Below are 19,544 nucleotides of genomic sequence, written 5' to 3' on the forward strand. Positions count from 1 at the left end.
AAACGCTCCAGTTGCTTTGTGTCAGGGGCGAAACGGTTTGTATTTCAATTTGAAAGAACACTTTTTAAAGCAAAACTTACATTGTTTTCCAGCGTAACACCATGCGATTTGGCCAGGGATTATATACTTTTATGATATGGATATCACTTTCAAAAAAAGCCCTCTATTATGTTCTTCGATGTTCCGCTTATGCCCCAAGAACTAGGCATTTGTCTCAAATGTAGATTTAAAGTGTGTTATTCTATGGATTGGTTTCTTAGAGGGGTGAAAGAGCCTCCATCCAAACACCTTTTTTTCGCTTAAAGCTACAGTTATTTCAAATAGTTATCTTCGATGGTCTAGCGATCAATGAAGTAATTATTCCTACGATACATATAGTTAAGCAAGAAAAAAGAAATACTTTTAGTCCTAACGTATTAAACGCTGCTATTACGATAAGGCCATCAATCATCAAAATAAAAATCCCTATATTTACAGAAAAAGATTCTGAAATAAATTGAGCTAACAGGTCTGTTCCTCCAGTACTTGCCTTATATCGAAGCATGATTCCCACCCCTATACCAATGAATACTCCTCCTAATAACGAACTCGTAAAAGTAGGAAGCGAAAATTGATTTCTTAAAGGCGCTAACCAATCAATGAGTATAGAAGAAACAATCAAACCTAGAAAGCTATTATAAAAGAATGTTCGTTCATAGATCCATGCATATATAATTAGAGGAATGCTTAAAAGGAACATTGCTAAACCTGTTGGAAAACTAAAGTAATAATGTAGTATAAGTGCAATTCCTGTAACCCCTCCATCTAATAAATGATGGGGAACTAAAAAACCGTTTATTCCAATGCTTATTAGTAAACTACCTATAAGAATAGCTGCTACTTTTTGAAAAATATAAATCACCTTTTATCATTTGTTTACCTTATTATATGTACAAGCATTATATTTCAGAAGTAGGCTAAGATTGGGAATGAGTTGATTGTTCTGTAATTCTTGAAGAATGGCCCCAAAATCGTCAGGGGTAAGCTGTGCAATTGCCGATTTCCCTAAAATTTTCACGGCTCCATTAAACAAATATATATAAAAATTGATTTAACTAAAAAAAGAACACTTTGAACACCTCGTAAAGAAAGTTCTCCCTTAGTCCAAAATTGGGACTAAGGGTTTTATTTATCCTCATTTAAATGTAGATGCAATGAATCAAAAATTTAAGATCTAAAATTTTTATTAGGCAAATTGTAAGCATCATGCCTCTATTTTTACGTCTATTTCCAAACATCCATCTATTATTACGACCAAAATCGAAAAAGGTACATCACAATGAAATAAAACGATTATCCTTTTAAAATTGGAAATACTTTATCAATGGCTTCTTGTAATTTTTCACTATTTTTAGTAAACATTTCCTTGGCTTCCTTTACTTCTGTTCCAAGGGCAAACATCTCTAAATCCGCTTGACATTTTTTCAGGGTCGAAAGAATTAAAGGTCTTTCTTGAGGAGATGCCACTTGTAATTTATCGTCAAATAGATCAACCGTTAACTCTCCATAAGAATTTACCTGTCCAAGAAAAACATTTTCAATCGTTACCCCCAGTTTTTCCAATTCGATATGTAACCAAGCTCGACTTCGTCCAATTGTCGAAAGTGGTTCATCCAATACTTTGCCATCCATAATGACGGTTTGAGGCTCCTTGATTGATGCAACCGATAAGTTTACATCCTTTGCTGTTAAAGGTTGATTTTCTTTTTTCAACATGACAGATAAATCACCAGTTGCTTCTAATATCGCGAATTCTACATCAGAAACCTGGTAAACATCCTTTTTTCGGAGTAATTCTAGTAATTCATCTGTTGTGTATCTTTCCTTTTTTAAGTTATCTTCCATAATTTTTCCATCTTTAATAAAGACAGTTGGTTTCCCTTCTATAAAATCACGGAATTTTTTACTTTTTAAAGCAATAAGACCAACTATATATGGTATAGCTGCCATAACTAGAATGGCTAATCCTCCTATAATAATACTATGTCTTACTTCAAGGATAACGATTGCTGCAATTCCTCCTATTGTAATACCTGTTACATATTCGAAGAAGGAAAGTTGGGATAGTTGCTTTTTGCCTAGAAATTTTGTGATAAAAAACAGAACAATCATAAACAAAATAACTCGAGAAACAACATTTAGCCAAAGAGGCATTAGTAGACCCTCCCTTAAAATCCTTTATACTGCAATTCCTCTCGTTCGATTTCTCCAACGCGTTTTTTTAAATCCGTCACCACTTCATGCACAATCATCATCGTTTCATGTAGGGAACGCTTCGATTCCGTATCCTCGGTGCGGAGTGCTAAACTAGATAAATCGGCTTCTACGCCTTTAAGACTGGCAAGACACTGCTTTACATTTGATGCAATAGTCATTCAGTATTCTCCTTATCCTTTTGGTTTAAAAATCAACGACCCTAACATACCGAATATAATGGCAGCTGAAATACCGGCACTTGTTACTTCGAACACCCCTGTAAGAATGCCAACTAAGCCGTGTTGTTCAGCTTCTTGCATGGCACCATGTACAAGTGCATTCCCAAAGCTTGTAATGGGTACTGTAGCTCCAGCCCCAGCAAAATCAATTAAGGGTTCATATAAACCTACCCCATCTAAAATGGCACCGACCACTACAAGGGTACTTAAGGTATGTCCCGGTGTCAGTTTAAATACGTCAAACATAATTTGCCCGATTACACAAATCAAACCACCAACAACAAAAGCCCAAAAATAAATCATTTTATTGTCCACCCCCGTATTCAATCGAGACCGCATGGGCGATACAAGGTATGGTTTCGTTTTGCTGGAAGGATAGGGGTGATAATAAAGCGCCTGTAGCCACTACTAACATTCTTTTAAATTCACCTTTTTTCATGCGATTTAATAAATGACCATACACTACTGTTGCTGAACACCCCGCGCCACTTCCTCCTGCGAGGACTGGTTGCCCCTCTCGATAGATCATGAGACCGCAATCTTGGTATTGTTCTTTACTAATAGGGGTTCCATGCTTTTTAAATAAATCCAATGACGCTTCTTGTCCAATTTGACCAAGGTCTCCGGTTACGATTAAATCATAATAAGTTGAATCAATGTTTCGTTCCGTTAAGTGTGCTTCAATGGTATCAACCGCAGCCGGTGCCATTGCTCCTCCCATATTAAAAGGATCGGTCAGTCCCATATCAATAACGCGTCCTATTGTGGCAGAAGTCACACGCGGCCCCTCTCCGGAGTCACTTAATAATGCTGCGCCAGCACCTGTAACGGTCCATTGTGCAGTAGGGGGCTTTTGCCCGCCATATTCAGTTGGATAACGAAATTGTTTTTCAACAGCAGTATCATGACTAGAAGCTCCTGTTAACAAATATTTAGCTCCTTTTGTATTAATAATATAGGCGCCTAGAGCCAATCCTTCCATAGAGGTAGAACAAGCACCAAACAAACCAAAATAAGGAGCTCCAATCGTTCGGCTTGCGAAACTAGTCGGGGTAATCTGGTTGATTAGGTCTCCTGCGAGGATGAACTGAACCTGTTCCTTTTGGATTCCCCCTTTTTCCATGGCTTTTTGACAGGCTTCTTCAAAAAGAACTTTATGCGCCTTTTCATAGGAATCCTGTTTTAGCCATAAATCGGCATGAAGAAGATCAAAATCTTCTGCAATCGCCCCATCTGCTTCAAATGGTCCCCCAACTGTACCAGTAGAAATAATTACAGGCTTTTGTTCGAAGACCCATGTACGATGACCTGCTAGCATCACAAACCACCCCACTGTATCAAAATCGTTTTAATCAAAGCAATTACAAATGCTGAAAATACACCGAAAACAATCACGGAACCGGCTAATTTAAACATATTGCCACCAACACCTAACACATATCCTTCGGTTCGATGTTCAATGGCTGCTGATATAATGGCATTACCGAACCCTGTAACAGGCACAGCTGTTCCAGCTCCTCCAAATTGTGCAATTCGATCATAAACTCCGAAACCTGTAAGAAGCATAGCAATAAAAATTAAAGTTCCCACAGTTGGATTTCCAGCCGTTTGGTCTGTAAAATCAAAATAATATATATAAAAATTTTGAATAACCTGACCGATTAGACAGATAAGTCCCCCTATTAAAAATGCTTTGATGCAATTTTTAACTACTGGCCTTTTTATTTCTCGTTGTTTTTGAATATCTTGGTATTCCTGTTGAACAGGTGATAACTGTTTCTTTTGATTATTTGACATCGGTACACACCCTCTTTCTCTTTACGTTTGTTCCTTCATAAGACTTTTGATTTTATTAATATCCTTTTTTAAGTTTTTCATATTCGTGCTATCTTTTTGTAATCTTTGTTCTAGTTTGTCAAGTTCCCAATACATTTTTTGATCAGTCGAAACGGTAACTTGATGATCCGGATACATTTTTTCTATGTCTGATTGTACTTTCTTTTTAATATTCTTTAATTGAAAACGATCAAAATTGTCAACCTTTATCCCTACTAAAAGATCTTTATCCGTATTGACTGCCTTTACATCAGAAATTCCATCCTTCGTGATAATCTTTTCTTTTGTATGATTAGCAACAGATTGGTCGATTGGCTTGCTGGTATGTACTTGTGAAATACTCAAATCATTATGATCCTGACCTAATTGATTTTGGTTACTGTTACATCCTGATCCAAAGGGGATGACTGTAAAAATCAAAAGAAAAATTTTCAATTTTGTTGTTTTGTCTTTCATGAATTCACCTCTGTTTTTTATCCAATATTGAAGGGTCTAAAAAAGGTTGGTAAAAACTTAACCAACCTTTTTTTGCCTTATTAATTATTGTTGTTTGTATTGAGGTTCTTCTTGTTCAATTTCTTGAACACGTGGCTCAATGCTGTCTACAACGGATTGAGTTTGGTTAGCGGCATCTTGGTAAAGTTGCTTTGCTTGTTGATTCTCTGTACTGAGAGCAAAAGTTTCAAAGCTAGCCTGCGCACTTTTCAATCCCGCTAGAGCTGTCTTAACGTCATTAATAACTGTCATGACTTTCACCTCCTATATTTTTCTTTGAAACCTTTCTTAGAATGTTTCAAGATAGAAATGTTTATTCATACAAAGTTTTTAAAATTTAAATTATACTTCTTATCTTTTAGGAAAAAATACTCTTGGCAGGAAAAAATTAAGGAAGGGAGAATAGGGTAAATTGGACAGTTGAACTTTTATAAAAGCTGATGAAAGTACAATTGTTTTACCATTCGAGGGGAATTTTCTTTTCGAGAAGTAAGACTGGTATGCTTTTTTATTTAGAAATGAGTATTGATGCAGTTTGTATTTTTCATTAAATAATAAAAAAGAGGTAGACGGAGTATGTATAAGGACTATCTTGAAACGATTTCAGGACCAAAACCACGAGCAAGGTCTAAGCAATTTAATAGAAATATAAATCAGTATTTTTCCCATCCTATCATACATAAGGAAATTAATGGTGATAAAATATATGTTGCCTTGGATCTAGACAGAATCTGGAATAGGATCAATTAATATTTAGTTAAGCGACAAATACTCCCCACCTGCGTATAGGTGGGGAGTATTTAATGCCTATAGTGAAACCAAAGGGATGATATGTCCAAAGGTGGCTGGTTCTTTAACACTAGTCTAAAATACCTGCATATTTTTGACCACTATGTGGCAATCTACCCAAGTGATTACAACATTGTTAACAAGGAGGAAACATCATGCAACAACCGCAGACGGGTATGGTTAATCAACAAGCACAAGCTTTCATGACGCAGCCGCCTGAAATAATGTCAACAAAGGATCATCTCTATTTAAACGATATGTTAAGCTGGAATCTACTTGCGATGAAGAAAATGCATTTTTTCGCTCAACAATGTCAAAATCCAGAAGTAAGAGCAGCACTTGAACAAGCTGGACAAATGCACGACCGACACTATCAACAGCTGCTTCAACAGATGCAACAGTATGTAACTCAACCTTCACAAAATATGAATCAATAAGGAGGATACGATAGTGGAAAATAATACTCCAAACAAAATTAAGAATCCTGAAACACCAGTTCCCAAGACGCCGCAAATGAACGATAGAGATTTTCTAAACGATGCCTTAACTACGGAAAAATATATATCTTCCTCATATTCGACTGCATTAAAAGAAGCAAGCCATGGGTCGTTGTATCGTACAATTGCGTCTATTTCCCAAGAAACAGAAGACTGTCACCGCAATCTATATAACTTAATGTTTAAAAACGGATGGTATGCTTTGGAAAAAGAAACTCCACAAACTATTCAACAATCGGTTCAACAATTTTCTAACTACATGCAAAGTCAAGATCCTTATAGAGGCAATTTAATACAATAAAGAACACGTGTTAAAGGAAAGCAAACTCAGGGTAAAACAACAATAATTATGCAAGACAAAAGGTTGGTTGGATGTTAACCAACCTTTCTCTTCTTTAGAACCTTCCTACAAACGTGTTCAAAGTATTAAATTGCTCAAATCCTGCCATATAAATACTAAAATAAAGGTTGTGTTAAAAATGAATCAAGAAACTAAAATTGCAAATGAGCTTCAGAAAATGTTGACTGAAAATCAAATCCCTGTTTCCGTCCAGGAAGATATTAATGTGCTCTCTGAAAAATTAGCTAATGGAGAACTTACACTTGGTGAATTAGAAAATAAAGATCAGTTTGTAGTAGAGGTTATTCAAAAAGCAAAAAATAGAATCGGATAAAATAGGGAAACTTTGTAATATTATCATACATAATTGCCTCATTTTTAATTTTATTACTGTATTTCATCAAATTTCTTTTTTAGACTATCTGAATAAAAAAAGAATAAACGTAAAAAATAATTTAGAAATTACAACAATCGAAAGGGCGGTAAAGATGAATCATAAGTGGATGAAACTTTTATCAACAGTTTTTCTTTCAATGTTCTTGTTATTAGGGTGTAATAATGGAGATGACGATAATAATCCACCACCTGAGGATGTAACTCCTGGGACAGAGGAACCAATTGAAGATCCTGAAGACGCAACAGATCCAGATACTATTGATGAAAATAATGACAACACTGATACAGAAGAACCAATTGAAGATCCTAAAGATGTAAATGACGCAGATAATAAAGATGAATAAGTTTATACACCGTTTGTTCTCAAACGGTGTTCTTTATGTATTAAGATTCAAGGACGCATTAGAAATTTGATTATCGAAGCATTTTCTAATCATAAAATTATATAGAGGTGTCTCATGACAAAAATATCAAGGTCCTTATTGGTTACGGTTTCCGTACTTATTCTTTTATCTATAGGGTTATTATTCTTAGTACAAAATACAAGAAACAAAGAGAATCACGAAAATAAAACAGTTGCTGTCAAAAACAATCCCCCTATAACTAGTGTCCAAAATGTTGAAAACGAAAAAAATCTTCTTCAAATAAACAGTCTTTCCATGGGTCAAACCATTAAGAATCAATTAAGAAATGATCCTTCCGTTTTTCTAATTAAACACAATGAAAAAACGGAGAGTCATTATATTAAGAAAGAAGTAAACGTTACATTCAAGACTCATCCATCAACAAAGGAATTAGAAAGAATGGCACAGGAGATCAATGGCACTATCTTTAAAAATCTAAATTCTACGATTGTTTTTCGTTCTAATACGCTTTCGACCAAGGAACTTATTGAATATTTTAACAGACAGGCTATGGTTGAATTTGCTGAACCCAATTATCTTTATCTGCAAAATCAAATTGAACTTCCTAATGATTTGCTGTATAGAGAACAATATCAATGGAACTTATCGGCCATTCAAGCAGAAGCAGGCTGGGATATCACCAAAGGGGATGAACATATCATTATTGCTGTTATAGACACTGGCGTTGATCTGGACCATCCTGATTTAAGAAGACGATTAACAAATGGTTATAATGTACTGTTGAATAATAATTTCCCTGATGATGACAACGGGCATGGCACCCATGTATCAGGAATCATTGCATCGGAAACTAACAACCATGAAGGTCTTGCGGGTGTTACCTGGTATAACAAAATAATGCCTATAAAAGCAATGGGTGCCGAAGGGCATGGGACAACCTTTGATATAGCAAAAGGGATTTATTGGGCAGCGGATCATGGAGCCGATGTCATTAATATGAGTTTAGGCAATTATCAGCATTCTTCCCTTTTAAAAGAGGCCATCGATTATGCATACAGTAAAAATGTTGTTTTGATTGCTGCAGCAGGAAATGAAAATACTATGCAACCGAGCTACCCAGCTGCTTTTCCTAATGTTCTCAGTGTCGCCGCCGTAAGTAACACCGGACAACGTGCCCCTTTCTCAAATTATGGAGATTATATTGATGTTGCAGCTCCCGGAGTTCAAATTCCGAGCACCTATTTTAACCAGCAGTATGCTGCCCTTTCAGGCACTTCTATGGCTTCACCACATGTAGCAGGACTAGCAGGTCTTTTGCTTTCAGTAAACCCTAATTTAACGAACCAAGAAGTAATAGACATTATTAAGAATTCTACTTATGATTTAGGAATCCCTGGAGCTGATAACGAATTCGGTAGTGGCTTAATTAATGTAAAGAATGGATTGGAAGCAGCCCAAAGCAAAAGGCAATAATCCCTTTTTGAGACCGCTACATAGTGTCCCCAAGTAGTCCTAACTCTGAGGAAATGAATAATCCAACTGAAAATCTGCCGCCCCTTTCTTCCAAAATCATGGAAGAAAGGGGCGGTTTTTCTCTTGGTTTAGACCTGTACCCCCGCTTTCTTATCCTTGGAGCTTTACAAAATAAACTAATTCCAAAATATTTTGAGGTGTTTCATAAGAAAAGGTATCTTAACAATTCTTTGTATTCCCAACGTATACTCGCTACATAGTTTGTACATGTTAAGAGAAAAACTAAGGGGGAATTTTAGTTGGAGTGGATTTTTTATCTATACCTGTTAAATGCGTTCTTTATGTTATTCATAGCAACTTGGGATGTTCGTCGGCCAGCCAAAGCTTTGAATTGGATAGTAATCGTCCTTGTTTTGCCTGTCATTGGTTTCTTACTATATCTTAGCATATCAAATCCCAAGTTTATTCAACGTAAAAGATTGACCTCTTCTCATAATGAGGCTAATCAGTTACCTGATACATTTAGTGATTCAGCATCGATAATCGCCAATGCTTTAAAGTATTTTACTGTAGACGGGCTTCGAGTCGGCAAAGTCCAAGTACTTAACAATGGAATAGCAAAATATGAACAACTTATCGAATCCCTGCAAAATGCCAAAAAAACTATTGACTTAGAATACTTCATCTATCGGGACGACCAAATTGGTAATACCATCACAGAACTGCTGATTGAAAAAGCAGTAAATGGAGTGCGGGTTCGTTTTATTAGAGATGGTTGGGGGAGTAAAAAATTTCCGCGTCAAAAAATTCTTCAGATGGTGGAAGCAGGGATAGAATGTCGGACAATATTTCCTTTACGCTTTCCCTGGATTTTATCCAATTGGAATTATCGCGATCATTGTAAGATTGTCACGATTGACAGCAAGGAATCCTTTACTGGCGGTATGAACATTGGGTATGAATATACAGGATTAAAGCCAGACGTAGGATTTTGGAGGGACACTCATTTGCAAATTAAAGGGGAAGCAACAGACGACTTGCAGACTATCTTCGACGTTCATTGGAATATTGCTGTACAAGAACAGATAAAGTCAAAAACAAATTCTGATGCAACGAAAAAGCCCACTAAAATCCCAAAATATAATTCAAAGGAAATCAATCCAACCGGCAGCATAGATTTTTCAAGGTGGTCTGCTGAATTCGGATTTGAGTTATGGACTATAGAAGGTAAAACAGACAATACCCCAACAAAGACAGGAGAATTTCAAAAAGCATACATTCACACGTTGGAAGGAAATCCTGGAATTCCTACACCAGTTATTCGTCAAGCTTACTTTATATTAATTACACAAGCAACCAAAACCATTGATATCACAACGCCCTACTTTATACCAGAAACAGATATCATTATGGCATTAAAGACAGCTGTGGCTCGTGGTGTACGCGTAAGATTACTAGTTCCTCGCCATATTGATCAAAAAATCGTTGGATTTGCAAGTCGTACCTATTACGGGGAACTTATAGAAGCTGGGGTCCAAATCTACCAGTACAATAAAGGAATGTTACATGCGAAACTGATGATCATTGATGAGGAAATTGCAGAAGTAGGCGCAGCAAACTATGATATGAGAAGTTTTCGCCTGAATTATGAAGTGTGTCAAGTCGTGTACAGTGCTGATGTGGCAAGGGAACTCACAGAGCAGTTCGAGAGGGATCTTACTGATTCTGTACCATTAAGAATGGAAGACTTGTTGCAACGATCCCTGACCGAGCGCATTGTTGAACAGGGTTCTCGCCTGCTTTCTCCATTATTATAAGTAGATGTATCCTGTTTTTGAAAAGTCAAAAACCCGTGTTAGAAGAACTTTCAACATTGGTTTTTTTCTTTTTACGATGGAAATGCATTACAAAAAATCGGTAATACTAAAAAGACAGCCCAAAGAGTTTGAATTCAAAAATATCTGTTACCTTTTAATTTAAATATAGGGGTGATATCAATAAATAATATATTTGAAAATCTTAAGGAAATACGTTTATTAGAAGATAAGCTTTATCATTTAGAATTAAATGGTTGGCTAAAAAATGAGTTTTTAACTTGGGAATGGTGGATTCTAGTCGTTTTTTTAATTGTGCCTTGGGTTATATGGGCTAAACTTGTTAAAAGAGACATTATTTTAGAAATTTTGTTATTTGGTACCATCATTATCTTGACAACAACCTTATTAGATGTAGTTGGTGCACACTATAGTTTTTGGGATTACCCCATTGCATTCCTACCTATTATTCCTCGGGCCTTTCCTTTTGATTTTTCAATGGTACCTGTAGCTTATATGTTGTTATATCAATATTTTAGAACATGGAAATCTTTTATTTTAGCCCAGATCATTATGGCACTAACATATGCCTTTATAGGTGAACCCTTTTGCGAGTGGGTCAAACTTGTTAATTATTTAGAGTGGAGATACAGCTATTCATTCATATATTACATCATTGTTGGAATTGTAACTCGAGCTTTAATACTAAAACTAGCCTCTTTATCTAGACCTCAAGATCTTACAACTAAGTAAAATTTAAATTGGAGGAAAAAACTTTGGAAGAAGTTAATATTGGTTTACTGACGATCAAAGTCATCGTTGGTTTTGCCACTTTATTTTTTATCATTACCATAACAGGCAGAACATCCATCTATCAGTTAACCCCGTTTCACTTAGTTTTTGTGTTAGTACTTGGAGATTTTTTAGGAAATACCATTTATGAAGATAAGGTAGGGATTTTTCATTTTTTATATGCCATCGGATTGTGGACGTTTCTTATGTTGGGAATAGAGTTTATGACTCTAAAAAATAAATCGACACGTTCTCTCTTATTAGGCAATCCTAACATCATCATTCGAGATGGTGTTATGGACAGAAAGTTACTTACAAAGAACAAATTGGATGTAAATCAAGTATTGAGTATACTCCGTCAAAATAATGTCTTTTCAGTTCGCGAAGTCAAATACGGTATATTGGAAGCTAATGGGCAAATAAGTGTATTATTACAATCGAAGTATCAAAAACCCGAAAAGCAGGATTTCAATCTTCCAGAAAGTCCAGTAGACCTCCCAACATCGCTAATTATAGATGGGGAAATTTTATGGGATAATTTACATGGACTCGGATTTGATCAACAGTGGTTAGATAACCAATTAACGACCAATGGATATAATAATGTAAAGCGTATACTTTACGCAGATTGGCGAGAGAGTGAAGGCATACATGTAAGTCCTAAATAAAATTTGTTAGGATAAGAGCATATCAATTTTCTTGGTGAATATAAACTTGCATAATTCTGGCTCTTCATTGTTATTCCTTATTGATACAGATAGGTTAGGGTTTGAAGTTATCGCCGCCTTTTCCCCCTGTTAACAAAGTACATGAAACTTTCACCAACGGCGTTCCAACTAATCCAATTCATTCAATTTCTATGTATATTAATGAAGCGAAGTTATTCTCCAAGTCGGATTGTTTTATTATTGCACTGTTTGCGGAGTTCATTGAGCTTTTCTTTTTGCTTATTGTTTAATTGTAAAGCATTAAGTAAAGACTGGATTTTATCAATATCTTTCATGTGTACGAGTCGGTGAACACCTTCATGTAACACTATCAAATTTGAATAACTATCATCTTTTGAAAGGTGATAGGGATTTTTATGATGACTGTGCCAATCATTAAAGCCAAGTTCAATTCCTGAAACAGCACATTTACCATATTGGGCAATGAACCGACTAACGCGATTATCGTTATATTCAATCGTGCGGTTTGGAATAAAGTTTTTCATGAGATAACTTAATACATTTTTGTTAATCGCCTTCTGGGTTTTGTGTATCTTTGCTCTGCCGTTGGCAGTGTAATTATAGATGCCTTGAGAAAAACAAAGATTCGTTTTGATGGGGAGGTTTTCCGAGAAAAAGGGATAAACAGCATGTATGTCCGATAAGACTAGTACATTACAAAAACGCTACAAGGGCTATGAACCAAGGTTTTATAAGATAAGGGAAATGGTGTTTGTCCCTATCTATGCCCAACGGCGAGAGTTTTACGATAAGAAACATGAAGAAGGAAAACCCTTTAGAGTAGCTATTATTGCTTGTGTAAATAAGCTCTTACATTGGATTTATGCCTTACTAAAAAGCAGAACAACTTTCCAAGATATAGCTTAGGACCTAAAAATAACTAAATACAACAAAACCTTCCAATTAGAGTACATCGGAAGGTTATTTGGCATGAACTTTTTTAGTATATCATGAGTCTAATAAACTTTTTATTGAAAAATGTTGACAAACTATTAGCTGGTTTAGTTCAATAAGATATTTAATTCCTTAACACGGTCATTTTTATAAAACTAACGCTTTTTAAGATAGAAGAGATTTATATATCTCTCCAATAATCCCTTCCAATTGATGAACGCCTAATTCTGCATTCGTCATAATAACGGCACCTTTTTCCAAGTGTGGATGTGCCACCATCATACATTGAAAACCTACTCCCCAACCGAGTGATGTAATTTCTAGTTCTTTTTCGGAGCCTTCAAGAAACACACCTAATCCTGTCCAGCTTTCACCTCTTTGCGGGGTTATCATTTCTTTTGCTAAACTTTCCGAAATACCCAGCTTACTTTCTCCTTTTACTGCATTCATTAACTCAAGAACTAATTCAGCTAAATCCAAAGAAGTTGTCCATAGTCCAGAAGCTGCTGGATAAGGATATATAGGATGTTTACCATCTACTAATTCCCCGTTTTTGTTATGACCGCAAGAAAAGTTATCTCTATCCAATTCCGACATTGTTGTATTTAATTGGCTATTTTTCATTCCTAGTAGTTCAAATATGAACTCATTTACCACTTGATAAAACTGCTTTTTAGTTACATCTTCTATTAGTTGCTGAATAATACAATAGCCTGCATCTGAATAATGGAATTCACTCTCTGGCTCGAATTGAACTTCAATAGGAACCTTACAATAATGGGATTTTCCCTCTAACAATTCAACCATCGAAGGAAAACCTATATCTGAATTTAGTTCTAAAAAACTACCTTCAGGGTCCTTGATTCCAGATTGATGACTAAGCAAGTTTCTTAAAGTAACTTTTTTATTTTTTGTATATTCATTTTCAGGCACTTTCCAAGTAACAAGTCTTTCATTTACAATTTCATCTAAATTAAGATGCCCTTCTTCTAGTAACTTTATTGCTAACATTCCAGTTAAGAATTTACTAATTGAACAAGCACTAAAAATAGAATCATCATTTACTTTTCTATCACTATTAACTTCAAGTAAACGATAGTTTTCTGTTCCGCTGATTTTACCTTCTTCGAACAATGCAATACTTAAACCGTTTACATTATAATGTTCCATTCGTTCTTCAATTTTGATGTTATTTAATTTCATTATTCTCCTCCTAGATAACTTTATAATGAAATTATAACACGAATGTACGTTCTGATGTATTTATTTGGAAACAAGATTTCCTATTGAACAAAACTGCTTCTTCGTATTATAAGGTTAGCCAGAATGCTAAATATTTCTGGTTGACCTTATTTTTTATGGTCTTATTATATCAGTAGCCAGGGTAGAACGTAACTGCCCCGTGGGGCTTCGACCCCGTCAGCTAAACCGTTCGCCCCCTACTTGTAGAAACATGATTGAGGCTGGTTGGGACTTTGATCTCGTATAACAAGCGAAGCTGTGACACTGCATGGAGGAATTAGGGGTACTGGCAAATACTAGTTTAGGAGGAGGATTTAGAATGAATCCAGTCGTTGGTCTGGATATTTCAAAAGGAGAAAGTCAGGTTCAAGCATTTTTAGATAAAGGGAAACCTTATCGTAAGAGTTTTAAAGTATCTCATACTATTGAAGGGCTTAGTTATCTTGTAACGTTTCTGGAGGATGTGAAAAAAGAGTCTGGTAAGAAGCCTTCAATCATTCTAGAAGCTACAGGGCATTATCAAACTCCTGTAGTTCATTACTTGGAAGAACGAGGATATTTATTGATTATTATCAATCCGTTGATTTCATACAAGGCAAGAGGTTCAAGTTTAAGAAAAGTAAAGACAGATGCCGTAGATGCCTATCTTCTTTGTGAGTTGTTCTACAAAGAGGAGTTAGAGCCTTATAAAAAGCGTGGTGTCCAATTATTAAACCTTCGGAATCTTACAAGACAGCATGAAAATATTACTGGAGTCACTATCCAAACGAAGCTTCAATTTCAAGCTGTTCTTGAACAAGTGTTTCCAGAATATAAGGGGGTTTTTGGAGATTTATATTCGGTGGTATCACTCTTAACGCTTTCAGAGTTCCCCTCTTCCGAGGATATTATTAAAGCAAGTGAAGAAACAATTACAGATAAGATACATGAATTATGTAAAAGTCGATCAATCAGGTGGGCAAAAGAAAGTGCGATTAAACTTAAGGCTGCGGCAACTCGTAACCCTTTTGAAAAGACAATCTACCAGAGTCATATTTTAAGCCTTGGTATGTATATTAATATGATTCTTCAATACAAAGAGCACCTATCAAAGTTGGAATCAGAGATAGATGCCTCGCTAAAGAAATTGAAGAATATAATATTATCAAATCTATCCCTGGTATCGGAGAAAAAATCGCTGCAACGATTATTTCAGAAATTGGAGAGATAGATCGATTTACTGATCCTAAAAAGCTGGTAGCTTTCGCTGGAGTTGATCCAAGTGTATTCGAATCTGGTAAGTTTACAGCCACAAAGAATCGAATCACAAAACGAGGGTCAAGTAGGCTTCGTCACGCCTTATATATGGCTGTTCGTTGTGCGATTCGTGATTGCCGTAAAAAGAAAACAACGGACGAAATCATCCCTCGCAACAAGAAAATGCGAGAGTTTTACGACAAGAAACGTGGAGAAGGAAAACCTTTTAAAGTAGCTGTAATTGCATGTGTAAATAAACTCTTACATTGGATATTTGCCCTTTTAAAGAACAGAACCACTTTCCAAGATATAGCTTAGAACCAAAAATAAACTAAATAACACAAAACCTTCCAAAATTAGAATAACGGAAGGTTATTTGGCATGCACATTTTTAGTATAGCACGAGATATTTTAAGTTTTTATTGAAAAATATTGACAAACTATTAGCTGGTTTAGCTTAAGTACATTGCTTCACAATATCCTCGAACTACGTACTTGATTATGAATAAATATTTAGTGCATTTTTTTTAATCCCAAGAAAAATAATAATTTAAAGTTAATATTTAGGAGATGATTAAAATTGACTTATAGTAATAAAATTAAAAGTATTCTTGGTGTTGATGTGCGAGCTCGTTATCTTAATCTTAATGAAGACGATCTAATTCATGATCCTTTCAAATATCCAATAATCCATAAACAAATAAATGGTAAAGAAATTGTTCCACTTAATTTAGTAAGATTGTGGCAGAGATAAAGTTTACTAAATATTGACTACCTTACGGATTACGTGGTTAAAAATTGTTCATAATAGGATTGACGCTGCCTCGGAATTTCCTCCGAATTCTAGAGTCAATTTTGTCGTAAGAACACCCAAACTGACTCCCCTTCTTTTGGGTGTTCCTTTTGTGCAATTTTTGTCATGTTATACTTTCCTCGAATTGCGACATTTTTTTTAAAAGTGTATTTTTCTTCCTATAATAAGCATGATAAAGAAAAACATCTGAGTATGAAAATGTTAGTAGCGTCAATTAGAACTGGTCTTTTTTTAATTCCTTGGTTAACTACTTTCTTTATTCCAAAAAATGAGTTTAAAAAATATACTCCTGTTGCAAGCTTCGCAGCATTACTTGTTGTAATTGAAAGTATGTTATCTGTTCCTTTTAAATGGTGGACCGTCAAAGGCGGAAATTTGAATAAGGTTTTTAATGACTTGAGTTTGATTTTAGGACCGTTCTTTATTGGGACCATTTGGATTTTCCGATTTACTTTCGGGAAATTTTGGCTGTACATCATGGTTAATGCACTTATGGATTTATTTTTGGCATACCCAATTAATTGGTTAATGCAGAAATTAAGAGTATACAAATTAGTTAATTTCAAGTCGAAACACATTTTTTATACAGCCATTAGTTTTGCTCTTGTTATCTACGGATTCCAATTATTTATAACTCGTTCAAAGTATAGAAACTAAAAACTGTCCAACATTAATATAAATATTTATTGGATGTTTTTACCATTACATTCGTTACTTTGAAGCACTATACTTATTAGTGGTTGAGGGATTGATGCTCTCGACTTTTCCCTTTAAATAAAAGTTTTTTTGGTCGCCTGTTGGTTCAATACATAATATGGGTTCCATATCATCTTACGTAAACCATTGTATTATTTTGTAATTAATGTACAGAATAAATCCATGCCACGTTCCTAGTGTCGCTTGGTAAATATTTGATGTGCTGTCCATCCTTACGTTTAGGGGTGGACGTTTTTATTTTTTTCATCTGGTCAGAAGATCTATAAATCTTGTCGCTAGGTGAAGAAGAGGTTATAATGCTCCTCTTTATTTCGAATTTTGGTTCAAATACGACGTAAAAAGACATGTAGATTTTTCTCCCTCTTGTTTCACTAACCGGCTCCGTTTGTTTAAGTGCAATCCTTCACAATTTTTGGATCGACATGTGAAGATAAATGAATTTTTCCGATTTTCCAAGTATTCTTACCTTACAATGTGTATGTTTAAGACAGGAAGGGGGTGTTTTATGGGAAGGGAAAAAGTTCAACCTCATGTATGGCATGTAGGAAACCTTTTAAGAGAAATGATAAAGTCTACACTGACACCATGTTTACGCAGATACTGCATGTAAAATGTTTTATATACAAACGTGAATTTATAATAGATACAGGAACTTATCAAGAAATAGTAGAAAAATATCCTCTATACCAAAGATCATTTATTGTAACGGATAAACCAATTACTGATCTAATGGTAGTTTCTTCACTTAAAAGAAAATAACAATGAAAAAAGGATTCAGTAAATGTCTGAATCCTTTTATTACTCTCATTCTTACCATCCATAACTCCACCTACCTGCCTTAATTTGAGGCAGAATACCCTTATGTATTCCTTTAGTTCTTCTGTTAGCTCATCCAGTGTAAAGTAGATTATTTGTGGAGCGGCTGTATCCATCACCTGGACTTATATTTGTGATTGACCTTTTATATCAAAAACCTTTTTTGTCAACATAATGTGATATGGCATGAAATCACCTCATTAACACCATAACAAACATACGTTCCTATGAGTAGCATTTTTTTCTAAGAACAAAATCGCTAACGCGACTCAATTACGACCCAAGTGTTGATTATTCACTTGGGTCTTTCCTCGCCTGTCTCATTGTTCCATTACAAAAAGGGCAGACCACTTCCACTTCTTCATCTTCTTCTAAATCAAAATGAAACTCTTCCACCACATAATCTGGAACTTCATCTTCTTTACCACAATCGATACATTTAAAAATTATGAATTCCATTTCTTCATTTAGTCCAAATGGATCTTCTTCATCGAGCCATTTTAACAGCTCATCCTGCTCTTTGTTCTTGCTCAAGATTTATCCTCCTCATTGTTTTAATAGAGTCCATATCTTCCATATAATGATACAAAAATCCGTAATCTGCATGCCATATTTCCACTAATTCCATCTTACGATGGCAATGAGGACACAGGAGCGGGTCTTTATCAAAGGCTTCAATCATTCTTTCCCGATATGTCTTCTTTTTCTTCTTATTCTCTAAGAGTAATGAAAGTTGTTTAGTTCTCATAAATGCATATAAACTAAGAACATTCTTTGCCTTTTCATATGTTCGTCTACTGTATAAACCAAAGCGACCAACCATTCGAAAATGCTTGGGATTAATGTGTTGTATTAATTTATAAAGAAATTTATAAACCGGAAGGGTTTCATCTACTCGTTTCCCTGTTTGATGATCTTCATACCAGAAACTCACGGCTTTCCCATCATACTTCTCAATTCGATACTCAGCTATTGCGGGTCTTGCCAGATATCTCCCAATGTACTTTGCCGCACCTTTGGCATCTTTCATCCTTTTTTCCGCATTCACATAAAACCCTTTCGGGTATCTCTGGTACAATTCATTAATGAGATTGATGACTCTCTGGTTATCTGGAAACCATTTCTTTAGTAGATCTAACACGACCTTTTGCCAGGATTTCCTCAAAAATTCATAAGGAATAAATCCACTAGAAACCCATTCATTCCTGTTATCTAGGGCACCTTCTGTAACTAAAGCATGAATATGAGGATTGAATTTCAAGTCCCTACCGAAGGTATGAATAACTGTGATTACCCCAACCTTCAAATTACGCTTTTTACTTCTCTTTTGGTAATGATACTGAAATACCTCTGCGACTTGATTACTAAGTTCATTTAGCTTTTTTCGATCTTCAAAAAATACATTTCTTAGTTCTTTCGGTATGGTAAACACCATGTGTCGGTGCGGAACATCAAAAATCATATCCTGTTGTTTGTCTGACCAATCATCTGTATATTTTTTGCCACACTTATGACAGAAACGACTTTTACAAGTAAAGCAAACAAAAACAGGCCTAGGACTCCCTTCACAACCTAAGCACTCATATCGAGAATACCCTAAATCACGGGTTCCACATTGAATAGCTTTTTCAACCGTTTCTTTTATATCCTTTCGGTAGGCAGCAGGAAACCTTTTTTCGTTCAATTTCCAAAACCCATCAAAATGGTCCTTCAGAATACGTTTAATAACTCCACTACTTTGTTTACTCATACCAATACTCCTAGCTATTATACGAACATTTTATCGAACGGTTATCCACAAGTCGAGAGGATTTATAATTTCCTAA

General features: G+C 35.3%; 22 protein-coding genes and 2 pseudogenes. 11 read left to right on the top strand and 13 right to left on the bottom strand.

The features are described 5' to 3' along the window. Positions 1-316 precede the first annotated feature (316 nt). From FAR12_RS12265 to FAR12_RS12300, 8 genes are all read right to left on the bottom strand, one after another. Positions 317-901 carry a YitT family protein gene (locus tag FAR12_RS12265; protein ID WP_230131362.1) on the bottom strand — a complete coding sequence of 195 codons (585 nt, stop codon included), beginning with the start codon at positions 899-901 and terminating at the stop codon, positions 317-319. Positions 902-1,332: 431 nt separating this feature from the next. Next, entirely contained in the window at positions 1,333-2,193 is an 861-nt protein-coding gene (locus tag FAR12_RS12270; RefSeq protein ID WP_126408960.1) for a DUF421 domain-containing protein, read from the bottom strand. Between the two features lie 14 nt (positions 2,194-2,207). Continuing rightward, positions 2,208-2,414: a DUF1657 domain-containing protein gene (locus FAR12_RS12275; RefSeq protein ID WP_126408961.1), complete on the bottom strand. Its 207-nt coding sequence runs from the start codon at positions 2,412-2,414 to the stop codon at positions 2,208-2,210. A 12-nt stretch (positions 2,415-2,426) separates the two neighbouring features. Beyond that, the gene (spoVAE, locus tag FAR12_RS12280) at positions 2,427-2,777 is read right to left on the bottom strand and encodes a stage V sporulation protein AE (protein WP_126408962.1); all 351 of its coding nucleotides are present in this window, start codon (positions 2,775-2,777) and stop codon (positions 2,427-2,429) included. A gap of 1 nt (position 2,778) precedes the next feature. Beyond that, complete coding sequence (spoVAD, locus tag FAR12_RS12285) at positions 2,779-3,792, bottom strand: stage V sporulation protein AD (RefSeq protein WP_126408963.1); 1,014 nt, start codon at positions 3,790-3,792, stop codon at positions 2,779-2,781. Further along, positions 3,792-4,271 (bottom strand): stage V sporulation protein AC, encoded by a 480-nt coding sequence (spoVAC, locus tag FAR12_RS12290; protein ID WP_126408964.1) that lies wholly within the window; start codon positions 4,269-4,271, stop codon positions 3,792-3,794. Before spoVAC ends, spoVAD begins: the two co-directional genes overlap by 1 nt. A 21-nt stretch (positions 4,272-4,292) precedes the next feature. Next, positions 4,293-4,766, bottom strand: coding sequence for a YhcN/YlaJ family sporulation lipoprotein (locus tag FAR12_RS12295; protein WP_126408965.1), 474 nt, complete (start codon positions 4,764-4,766; stop codon positions 4,293-4,295). Between the two features lie 84 nt (positions 4,767-4,850). Further along, positions 4,851-5,057 carry a DUF1657 domain-containing protein gene (locus tag FAR12_RS12300; RefSeq protein WP_025910027.1) on the bottom strand — a complete coding sequence of 69 codons (207 nt, stop codon included), beginning with the start codon at positions 5,055-5,057 and terminating at the stop codon, positions 4,851-4,853. Positions 5,058-5,749: 692 nt separating this feature from the next. On the opposite strand from FAR12_RS12300, the gene FAR12_RS12305 reads away from it, so the two are divergent. From FAR12_RS12305 to FAR12_RS12340, 8 genes are all read left to right on the top strand, one after another. Continuing rightward, positions 5,750-6,031, top strand: a complete 282-nt coding sequence (locus FAR12_RS12305; RefSeq protein ID WP_041844980.1) for a hypothetical protein — start codon at positions 5,750-5,752, stop codon at positions 6,029-6,031. A gap of 13 nt (positions 6,032-6,044) precedes the next feature. Next, complete coding sequence (locus FAR12_RS12310) at positions 6,045-6,392, top strand: spore coat protein (protein WP_041903726.1); 348 nt, start codon at positions 6,045-6,047, stop codon at positions 6,390-6,392. Positions 6,393-6,459: 67 nt separating this feature from the next. Then, a complete protein-coding gene (locus FAR12_RS23445) occupies positions 6,460-6,765 on the top strand; it encodes a hypothetical protein (RefSeq protein WP_170972188.1) in 306 nt (101 codons plus the stop codon). A 169-nt stretch (positions 6,766-6,934) separates the two neighbouring features. Beyond that, a complete protein-coding gene (locus FAR12_RS12320; protein ID WP_246010380.1) occupies positions 6,935-7,171 on the top strand; it encodes a hypothetical protein in 237 nt (78 codons plus the stop codon). Between the two features lie 114 nt (positions 7,172-7,285). Beyond that, positions 7,286-8,665 carry a S8 family peptidase gene (locus tag FAR12_RS12325; RefSeq protein ID WP_170972189.1) on the top strand — a complete coding sequence of 460 codons (1,380 nt, stop codon included), beginning with the start codon at positions 7,286-7,288 and terminating at the stop codon, positions 8,663-8,665. Between the two features lie 299 nt (positions 8,666-8,964). Then, complete coding sequence (locus FAR12_RS12330) at positions 8,965-10,482, top strand: phospholipase D-like domain-containing protein (RefSeq protein WP_126408967.1); 1,518 nt, start codon at positions 8,965-8,967, stop codon at positions 10,480-10,482. Between the two features lie 171 nt (positions 10,483-10,653). After that, on the top strand, positions 10,654-11,232 hold the full coding sequence (locus FAR12_RS12335; RefSeq protein WP_126408968.1) for a CBO0543 family protein: 579 nt from the start codon (positions 10,654-10,656) through the stop codon (positions 11,230-11,232). Between the two features lie 23 nt (positions 11,233-11,255). Beyond that, positions 11,256-11,939 (top strand): DUF421 domain-containing protein, encoded by a 684-nt coding sequence (locus FAR12_RS12340; protein WP_126408969.1) that lies wholly within the window; start codon positions 11,256-11,258, stop codon positions 11,937-11,939. Positions 11,940-12,151: 212 nt separating this feature from the next. Here FAR12_RS12340 and FAR12_RS12345 read toward each other — a convergent pair whose 3' ends face one another. Further along, entirely contained in the window at positions 12,152-12,484 is a 333-nt protein-coding gene (locus tag FAR12_RS12345; RefSeq protein WP_185819431.1) for an HNH endonuclease signature motif containing protein, read from the bottom strand. 250 nt (positions 12,485-12,734) lie between these two features. Between FAR12_RS12345 and FAR12_RS12350 the strand changes: the two are divergent. After that, positions 12,735-12,866, top strand: a pseudogene (locus FAR12_RS12350) (IS110 family transposase); the annotation flags it as partial. 192 nt (positions 12,867-13,058) lie between these two features. Here FAR12_RS12350 and FAR12_RS12355 read toward each other — a convergent pair. Then, a complete protein-coding gene (locus FAR12_RS12355; RefSeq protein WP_126408970.1) occupies positions 13,059-14,096 on the bottom strand; it encodes a serine hydrolase domain-containing protein in 1,038 nt (345 codons plus the stop codon). 358 nt (positions 14,097-14,454) lie between these two features. Here FAR12_RS12355 and FAR12_RS12360 point away from each other — a divergent pair. Further along, positions 14,455-15,689 (top strand): annotated as a pseudogene (locus tag FAR12_RS12360) (IS110 family RNA-guided transposase). Positions 15,690-16,383: 694 nt separating this feature from the next. Next, positions 16,384-16,842, top strand: a complete 459-nt coding sequence (locus FAR12_RS12365; RefSeq protein ID WP_126408971.1) for a hypothetical protein — start codon at positions 16,384-16,386, stop codon at positions 16,840-16,842. A 716-nt stretch (positions 16,843-17,558) separates the two neighbouring features. Here FAR12_RS12365 and FAR12_RS23450 read toward each other — a convergent pair. The 3 genes from FAR12_RS23450 to FAR12_RS12375 all read right to left on the bottom strand — a co-directional run bounded on the left by FAR12_RS23450 (position 17,559) and on the right by FAR12_RS12375 (position 19,468). Continuing rightward, the gene (locus FAR12_RS23450; protein ID WP_170972190.1) at positions 17,559-17,834 is read right to left on the bottom strand and encodes a hypothetical protein; all 276 of its coding nucleotides are present in this window, start codon (positions 17,832-17,834) and stop codon (positions 17,559-17,561) included. A gap of 175 nt (positions 17,835-18,009) precedes the next feature. After that, on the bottom strand, positions 18,010-18,252 hold the full coding sequence (locus tag FAR12_RS12370) for a hypothetical protein (RefSeq protein WP_126408972.1): 243 nt from the start codon (positions 18,250-18,252) through the stop codon (positions 18,010-18,012). Next, positions 18,227-19,468 carry an IS91 family transposase gene (locus FAR12_RS12375; protein WP_126408973.1) on the bottom strand — a complete coding sequence of 414 codons (1,242 nt, stop codon included), beginning with the start codon at positions 19,466-19,468 and terminating at the stop codon, positions 18,227-18,229. Before FAR12_RS12375 ends, FAR12_RS12370 begins: the two co-directional genes overlap by 26 nt. Between the last annotated feature and the right edge of the window lie 76 nt (positions 19,469-19,544).

This window comes from Bacillus yapensis (genome assembly GCF_005280205.1).
Classification (GTDB): Bacteria; Bacillota; Bacilli; order Bacillales; family Cytobacillaceae; genus Robertmurraya; species Robertmurraya yapensis.

Excerpts from the sequence above, each read along its gene's own strand:
- spoVAE (WP_126408962.1), bottom strand. The coding sequence starts at position 2,777 with ATGATTTATTTTTGGGCTTTTGTTGTTGGTGGTTTGATTTGTGTAATC.
- FAR12_RS12345 (WP_185819431.1), bottom strand. The coding sequence starts at position 12,484 with ATGAAAAACTTTATTCCAAACCGCACGATTGAATATAACGATAATCGC.
- FAR12_RS12300 (WP_025910027.1), bottom strand. The coding sequence starts at position 5,057 with ATGACAGTTATTAATGACGTTAAGACAGCTCTAGCGGGATTGAAAAGT.
- FAR12_RS12270 (WP_126408960.1), bottom strand. The coding sequence starts at position 2,193 with ATGCCTCTTTGGCTAAATGTTGTTTCTCGAGTTATTTTGTTTATGATT.
- FAR12_RS12320 (WP_246010380.1), top strand. The coding sequence starts at position 6,935 with ATGAAACTTTTATCAACAGTTTTTCTTTCAATGTTCTTGTTATTAGGG.
- FAR12_RS12375 (WP_126408973.1), bottom strand. The coding sequence starts at position 19,468 with ATGAGTAAACAAAGTAGTGGAGTTATTAAACGTATTCTGAAGGACCAT.
- FAR12_RS12275 (WP_126408961.1), bottom strand. The coding sequence starts at position 2,414 with ATGACTATTGCATCAAATGTAAAGCAGTGTCTTGCCAGTCTTAAAGGC.
- spoVAD (WP_126408963.1), bottom strand. The coding sequence starts at position 3,792 with ATGCTAGCAGGTCATCGTACATGGGTCTTCGAACAAAAGCCTGTAATT.
- FAR12_RS12355 (WP_126408970.1), bottom strand. The coding sequence starts at position 14,096 with ATGAAATTAAATAACATCAAAATTGAAGAACGAATGGAACATTATAAT.
- FAR12_RS12365 (WP_126408971.1), top strand. The coding sequence starts at position 16,384 with ATGTTAGTAGCGTCAATTAGAACTGGTCTTTTTTTAATTCCTTGGTTA.
- FAR12_RS12305 (WP_041844980.1), top strand. The coding sequence starts at position 5,750 with ATGCAACAACCGCAGACGGGTATGGTTAATCAACAAGCACAAGCTTTC.
- FAR12_RS23450 (WP_170972190.1), bottom strand. The coding sequence starts at position 17,834 with ATGGATACAGCCGCTCCACAAATAATCTACTTTACACTGGATGAGCTA.
- spoVAC (WP_126408964.1), bottom strand. The coding sequence starts at position 4,271 with ATGTCAAATAATCAAAAGAAACAGTTATCACCTGTTCAACAGGAATAC.
- FAR12_RS12325 (WP_170972189.1), top strand. The coding sequence starts at position 7,286 with ATGACAAAAATATCAAGGTCCTTATTGGTTACGGTTTCCGTACTTATT.
- FAR12_RS12295 (WP_126408965.1), bottom strand. The coding sequence starts at position 4,766 with ATGAAAGACAAAACAACAAAATTGAAAATTTTTCTTTTGATTTTTACA.